The following is a 6,878-nucleotide window of genomic DNA, read 5'->3' as shown; positions in this document are numbered from 1 at the left end:
CATTACTTCTATGGCTCTTTGTGGTCTTGGTGGTGGTGCTGAGGCTGCTATGGGTCGTGCTAGTTTGAATGCTATGGGCAGTGTGGAGCGTAATCGCATTATCAGGTCTTCTGTTGATGTGATTGAGACTTGCTTCAATGGTGGTATGGCTGAAACCAAGATTTATGGATACTCTAACGAGCCAATGAAATTCGTATTGGATACAAGCCTAAAGAGTCAATCAACAAAAGGAAAAATTAGAAGAGTAATTTCATCTTCATTTAAGTCAACTGTCTTTTCTATGTGCTGGGATTATTGTCGATATTTAAATGATGAGGAGTATTTTATAAATGTATAGTTTGAAAATGAGGATAATAATTACATTTATATGTTTCATAGTTACTGCTATTACATATATTATAACAAACATTACTTATGTTCGTAAGGGAAATGATTATGTAAATTATCAGATAATTATTTATCTTGTTGCATTAATTATTTTGATAACTATGATGTTTTCGTCATGATTTAAATTTTAAAAAAAGGGGATTGGAAAATTATATGATTATTGTTGAAAATTAAGTTTTTCTAACATAGTTGTAGGTTCAGTTTTATTCATTTTTTCATTCTATAAATTTATTGTAATTAATTTCTCAAGGATATTTAATTTGTTAGGGGGTGTTCCTTTGTTGGTTTTGGGAACTGCTTTGAATGCTTATAGTTGTGGTATGTTTGATGATTTGGGAACTGATCATCTGGGTTATTCGAATCCTGTTAATCAGATTTCTTTCTTTACTTCTATGGCTCTTTGTGGTCTTGGTGGTGGTGCTGAGGCTGCTGCGGGTCGTGCTAGTTTGAATGCTATGGGCAGTGTGGAGCGTAATCGCATTATCGCCTCTTCTGTTGATGTGATTGAGACTTGCTTCAATGGCGGTTTGGCTGAAACCAAGATTTATGGATACTCTAACGAGCCAATGAAATTCGTATTAGATACAAGTTTAAAAAGCCAATCAACAAAAGGAAAAATTAGAAGATTAGCCCGTTCTTCTTACAAATCTATATTGTTTTCTATCGGTTGGGATTTTTGCAGATATCTTAATGATGAAGGAGCTGTTATAAGTGCATAAATTAAAAATATTTCTATTATTCTTTTTACTTCTCATAGTTCCTATTGCATGTGATTGCATATCTAATATAACTTATCTTGCTAAAGGTAATGATTATGTGAATTATCATTTATTGGTTCTTCTTTTAGATACTTTTCTTTTGGTGATTGTCTATGTATTTTTGTAAATGGTATTGTTTATTTTTTTGTTGATTAATTTAACCTAAAGATTGTTAAAGTGGAATAAATATTTCTTTTAAAATAATTTGGAATTAAAATTAGGATTTAATGTACCATATCTTCCATTTTTTACAGATTCGTAAATGAATTTGGTTGATCTTTCAATAGCTGTTTTCAAGTTATCGTCATCTGAACTATTTTTATCAGTATTATTCAATAAAATAAGATTTGCACATATTGCTGCAGATAAGCTGCAACCGGTTCCATGCAAATTGTCTGTTTTGATTAGATCTTGGTGCAATGTAGTTAATTCATCCTTTTCCTTATTGTAAATGATGTTTGTTCCACCAAGATGTCCGCCAGTTATCATCACATTGCAGTATTCACCGATTTTATATGTTGCTTCCTTTGCATTTTCCACACTTTCAATTTCTATTCCCGATAGTTTTTCTGCTTCTGATACATTAGGAGTCACAAGAAGTGTTTTTTCAAGAAGATACTTTTTCAAAGCATCAGCTATTTCCATCTTCGCAAGTGCATCTCCTGCACTTGCCACCATCACTGGATCAACAACTATGCTTAAATTGTATTCATCGACCTTTTTACTTACAAGTTGGATGATTTCCTTTGAGTATAATAGGCCTGTCTTTGAGTATTTGATAGTGTACTCATCAAATATGGAATCTATTTGTTCTGAGATATATGTAGTGCTAACAGGTTCAACAGAAAACACTTTTTTAGGGTTTTGTGCAGTGAGTGCAGTGACTGCTGCACATGCATGAACACCATGAGCTGCCATGGTCTTGATGTCAGTGCTTATTCCCGCTCCACCTGATGGATCGAATCCTGCAATTGTTAATCCTATCATAATATCACATTAGTATTATTCATTATCTCTAGTTACTTTAAGCCTTTCATGGCCACGGAATGATTCAACCTTGATACCAAGTGATTCCAAGTATTTCTTGGTTTCTGTTCCATTTCCATGAAGCATGATTTCACCAAGGTCTTCAGTGGTGTTTACATCAAGTGCCATATAGAATGAATCATGAACCAATGGGACCAATTTCTTCTTTTCAGCCTCTTCAATATGCTTTTTGAAACTGAATCCTCCGAATTTCATGTCAATGGATAATGGCTTGATGATCAATGCATTTGTTCCTCCACCTTTTGAAGGAACAATGATGAAATCAAGATTTTTAGCTTGGTCAATAAGTAGCTTGATATTGGTCTTTCCAATCAATGGAATGTCAGATGGCAAGATTATGACTTTTCTTGTTTTCTTTCTGCACCATTTCATAGCCTGTTTAATGGCTTTGTTTAAAGGACCTTCATCACCATTTTTTGAGGTTTTAGATGCTTTGTGGTCCTCTTCAACAAGTGCAGTAAGTTCCAATTCCTCTGCATATGCCAAAACCTCTTCATCCTTACTTATTATTATGATATCATCTACAATAGGCTTTAATGTGATTGCAATGTCCTTTAGCATTGCCTTTAAAAGATTTTTTCTCTCTTCAGGTGATAAAAAAGGAGATAATCTTGTTTTAGCATTTGCAAATTGATTTACTGGAATTATTGCATAAATCTTATCCATTTCCATTCCTCTATAATTCTAATTTCTAATAATGAAATTTCTTAAATATTATAACTAATATGTTTTAGCCATTAATGCCAAGTGCTTAGCTGGCTTTCCGCAATGTGGACAGATCTTATCGGTTTCAGTATCCTCTTCATTGATACCAAGGATATCCACACCGGTTTCCTCTTCAATCGCTTTTCCACATTCCTCGTCTCCGCACCAGTAGAACTTAACGACCTTTCCTTCATCAACAATGTCAGAAACATTGTCAAGACTGTCTAAGGTTACTATTTTCTCTTCCTGTTTAGCCCAGGAATTAGCTTTCATGCTTTCTTCAACTTCAACTAATAAGTCTGATACCTTTTCAGCAATGTCGTCGTCTAAGCTTACTTCAATCTTTTCACCAGTGTCTCTTCTTCCAAGGATTGCTACATTGTTGTTTAAGTCTCTTGGTCCTAATTCGAATCTGAGAGGAGTTCCTTTAAGTTCCCAATCAAAGAACTTCTTACCAGGTCTGATGTCTCTTGTATCCATTTGGACTCTGATTCCTTTGGCTTCCAATGCATCCTTGATTTCATTACATTTAGCCATCACTTCCTCTCCACCATCCTTGAAGATGATTGGAATGATAGTGATTTGCTTTGGTGAAATCTCTGGAGGCAATTGGAGACCTTTCTCATCTCCATGAGCTGCAATGGCTGCAGCAATAACCCTGTCTGAAATTCCATAACATGTTTGGTAAGCGTATTCATGGTTTCCTTCCTTGTTTTCAAAGGTTATTTCAAAGGTATGTGCAAAGGTTTGGCCTAAATTGTGAACGGTACCAATCTGCAATGTCTTTCCATCAGGCATGATTGTATCGAATGCCATGGTGTATTCTGCACCTGGGAACTTGTCCCATACAGGTCTTTTGCTGATAAGATAAGCGATTCCAAGTCCGTCAAAGAATTTCTTGTAGAGTTCGATTCCGGTTTCAACTTGCTCTGCAGCCTCTTCAGCGCTTGAGTGAACTGTGTGGGCTTCTGCAAAGGTAGTGATTTCCCTTACCCTAATGAGAGGTCTTGTATGCTTGGTTTCATATCTGAAGGTGTTTACAACCTGATATTGCTTGATAGGAAGGTCAATGTGAGATCTTACCCATAATGAAAACATAGGATACATTGCGGTTTCACTGGTTGGTCTGATTGCAAGCTTTTCGTTCAATTCTGTTTGACCACCATGGGTAACCCAATATACCTCATCTTCAAATCCCTTTACATGAATTCCTTCTTTTGCAAGTTCTGCTTCTGGAATGAGTAAAGGAAATAGGGTTTCGTCATGCTCTTTGTCCATCAAGTCTCTAAATATGTTTAAAGTTGCTCTTCTGATTTGAAATCCATAAGGACGCCATACAGCCATTCCCTTAATAGGATATCTTGAATCGGTTATATCTGCATTTTCTAAAATGTCATGGAACCATTCACTAAAATTTTCCACATTATCACCTAATTTAATAAAATAATAAGTTTAATAAAATTTAATTCCCTAAATGGGACAGAATTATATTTAATAATATTATTAATATGTTTTTAATTAATTATATAGTTTTTCAGTTTATGCATTTAAAACAAAACTTATTTAATTTATAGAAAACATATATTAAAATAATATTAAATAACATGCTAAAAATTTAAGAATATTATAGATTCTAAAAATTATTCAATATAAAAAATTAATTTTTAAGGAGATAATATGGATTCTAAAACAATTCAAATGCCAAGAGAAGTGCATATTGGACCTAATGTCCTTGATGACATAGGGGAAATATGCAAGAATTTACGCTTATTTGATGAAGCTCTTGTCGTATCCGGTTCCCACACATATGATGTGGCAGGTAAACGCACAGTTGAAGCTTTGGAAAAGTCTGATTTTGGAGTTGAAGTTGTAAAAATCAATGATGCTTCAATGGAGTCTGTTGAAAAGGTACAAGAAAGAATAGCTAACGCTTCTGTAGTGTTAGGTGTTGGTGGAGGAAAGATCATTGATGTTGCAAAGCTTGCTTCCACAAATGCGCATAACTATTTCATTTCTGTTCCAACAACCGCTTCCCACGATGGTATAGCATCACCGATGGCTTCAATAAAAAATGACATGGGTTCAGTTTCCAAAAGTGCTAATTCTCCAATGGCTGTTGTTGCTGACACTGGCATCATTAACGATTCTCCTTTTAGATTAATTGCTTCCGGTTGTGCAGATATTGTCTCTAATTATACTGCAATAAAGGATTGGAAATTGGCATACAGATTAAGAAATGAGCCATACAGCGAGTCTGCAGCTGCATTATCTGAAATGACTGCAAAACTCATCATAAACTCTTCAGGCAGCATTAAGGAAGGGCTTGAGGAAAGTGCAAGAATTGTAGTGAAATCTTTATTCAGCAGTGGTATGGCAATAAGCATTGCAGGTTCATCAAGACCTGCAAGCGGTTCAGAACACTTGTTCAGCCATGCATTGGATAGAATTGCCAAAAAGCCAGCATTGCATGGTGAGCAATGTGGTGTAGGAACAATCATGATGATGCATTTGCATGGTGGAGACTGGAGATCCATTCAAAATATATTAAAGACCATTGGTGCTCCAACAACTGCTGCAGAATTGGGTGTCGATGATGATGAAATCATTGAAGCATTGACAATCGCACATACAATAAGACCAGAAAGATATACCATTTTAGGTGATAATGGTCTAACAAGAGAAGCAGCTATTAAATTGGCTAAAAAGACTGAAGTCATTTAATTTAAAGAGAATCTAATTAGTTTAAAAGAGGATTTATTTAATTTAAAAGATAATTATTAAAATTCATTTATTTTCCTTTTAAATTTTTAGTGTGTTAATTGAATTTAAAATTTAATAAGGATGATTATATGATTACATTGATTGGTAAAGAATTGGCAAATGAAGGAGTGAGCTTTGTATTCCATGAGCCCGCAGAAGAATGTTCGACCTGTAGGTTTAAGGCTTCTTGTGTAGATTCATTGGAAGAAGGTCACAGATATACAATCACTGAAGTTAGGGATGTTGAACAGAAATGCCCTATCCATGAAGGAGAAAAGGTAAAGGTGGTTGTTGTTGAAAATGCAGAGTTTACTATTTTAACTGATTCAAAAGGAGTCTTTGAAGGTTCAAGCTTTGATTTCAATCGTAAAGGATGTTCAAATAAGGATTGTGATTTCAGACACATGTGCTTCCCAGATGGAATCTCCAAAGAGGAAAAGGGAGTTTATGTTAAGGATTTAGGTAAATTCAAGGATTGTCCAAAAGGAAATTCTTTAGTTAAATGCATTGTTAAAATTCAAGATAAATAAATTATAATTATAAATTAATCATTAATTGTTATTCGGTGTTAATTATGAGTCAAATGAAAAAGGATTGCGGTTATGCTGCCGCTGATTTGGTAAAAGACGGTCAAGTTTTAGGTCTTGGTACAGGTTCAACCACCCTTTACTTTATTGAAAAGGTAGGTATGAGAGTAAGGGATGAAGGAATTGAAGTCATTGGTATTCCAACTTCCTTCCAATCAAGATTGCTTGCTCGCCAATGGAACATTCCACTCACAGACCTTAGCGAACATGAAATAGATTTGGCTGTTGATGGTGCTGATGAAATCGATCCAGACTTCAATTTAATCAAGGGTGGAGGAGCAGCACACACTTTGGAAAAGATTGTTGATTATTCTGCAGATGAGCTTGTTATCATTGCAGATGAATCCAAGCTTGTGGATGTATTAGGCGCTTTCCCACTTCCTATTGAAATCATTCCAGAGTCCTTAAATCCTGTAACAAAGGCATTGGAGGATATGGGTGGTAAAGTGGACATAAGAATGGGTCAAGCTAAGGATGGACCTGTAATAACTGATAACGGCAACTTCATCTTGGATGTTGCATTTGGTCAAATAAACAATCCTATACCTATGGAAAAAGAGTTGAATACCATTCCTGGTGTTGTAGAGAATGGATTGTTTACTGAAATGGTTGATAAGGTCATTATCGGTTCTAA

8 protein-coding genes are annotated in these 6,878 nt (G+C 35.1%); 5 read left to right on the top strand and 3 right to left on the bottom strand.

All coding sequences use genetic code 11. The annotated features are described in order from the left end of the window. Both ACKI67_RS09695 and ACKI67_RS09690 read left to right on the top strand, forming a co-directional pair. Positions 1-337, top strand: a 337-nt coding sequence (locus ACKI67_RS09695) for a hypothetical protein (RefSeq protein ID WP_407463328.1), incomplete at its 5' end; no start/stop codon positions are given. Positions 338-779: 442 nt separating this feature from the next. After that, positions 780-1,106, top strand: coding sequence for a hypothetical protein (locus ACKI67_RS09690; RefSeq protein ID WP_407463327.1), 327 nt, complete (start codon positions 780-782; stop codon positions 1,104-1,106). Positions 1,107-1,340: 234 nt separating this feature from the next. Here ACKI67_RS09690 and thiD read toward each other — a convergent pair whose 3' ends face one another. Genes thiD through proS form a run of 3 tightly spaced genes read right to left on the bottom strand, consistent with a single transcriptional unit; the run spans position 1,341 to position 4,319 of the window. After that, positions 1,341-2,132 carry a bifunctional hydroxymethylpyrimidine kinase/phosphomethylpyrimidine kinase gene (gene thiD / locus ACKI67_RS09685; protein ID WP_407463326.1) on the bottom strand — a complete coding sequence of 264 codons (792 nt, stop codon included), beginning with the start codon at positions 2,130-2,132 and terminating at the stop codon, positions 1,341-1,343. Positions 2,133-2,147: 15 nt separating this feature from the next. Continuing rightward, on the bottom strand, positions 2,148-2,858 hold the full coding sequence (gene cofC, locus ACKI67_RS09680; RefSeq protein ID WP_407463325.1) for a 2-phospho-L-lactate guanylyltransferase: 711 nt from the start codon (positions 2,856-2,858) through the stop codon (positions 2,148-2,150). Between the two features lie 54 nt (positions 2,859-2,912). Beyond that, a complete protein-coding gene (gene proS, locus ACKI67_RS09675) occupies positions 2,913-4,319 on the bottom strand; it encodes a proline--tRNA ligase (protein ID WP_407463324.1) in 1,407 nt (468 codons plus the stop codon). A gap of 255 nt (positions 4,320-4,574) precedes the next feature. Here proS and ACKI67_RS09670 point away from each other — a divergent pair, with 255 nt between their 5' ends. The 3 genes from ACKI67_RS09670 to rpiA form a co-directional block, all read left to right on the top strand. Continuing rightward, the gene (locus ACKI67_RS09670) at positions 4,575-5,618 is read left to right on the top strand and encodes an NAD(P)-dependent glycerol-1-phosphate dehydrogenase (protein WP_407463323.1); all 1,044 of its coding nucleotides are present in this window, start codon (positions 4,575-4,577) and stop codon (positions 5,616-5,618) included. Positions 5,619-5,746: 128 nt separating this feature from the next. Continuing rightward, the gene (locus ACKI67_RS09665) at positions 5,747-6,187 is read left to right on the top strand and encodes a UPF0179 family protein (RefSeq protein ID WP_407463322.1); all 441 of its coding nucleotides are present in this window, start codon (positions 5,747-5,749) and stop codon (positions 6,185-6,187) included. 44 nt (positions 6,188-6,231) lie between these two features. Beyond that, a partial coding sequence (rpiA, locus tag ACKI67_RS09660) for a ribose-5-phosphate isomerase RpiA (protein WP_407463321.1) occupies positions 6,232-6,878 on the top strand: 647 nt, incomplete at its 3' end.

This window comes from Methanobrevibacter sp. (assembly GCF_045577275.1).
In the GTDB taxonomy this organism is placed as follows: Archaea; Methanobacteriota; Methanobacteria; order Methanobacteriales; family Methanobacteriaceae; genus Methanobrevibacter.
Note: the sequence above shows the minus strand (reverse complement) of the source record. Positions and strands in the feature narration are given on the sequence as shown.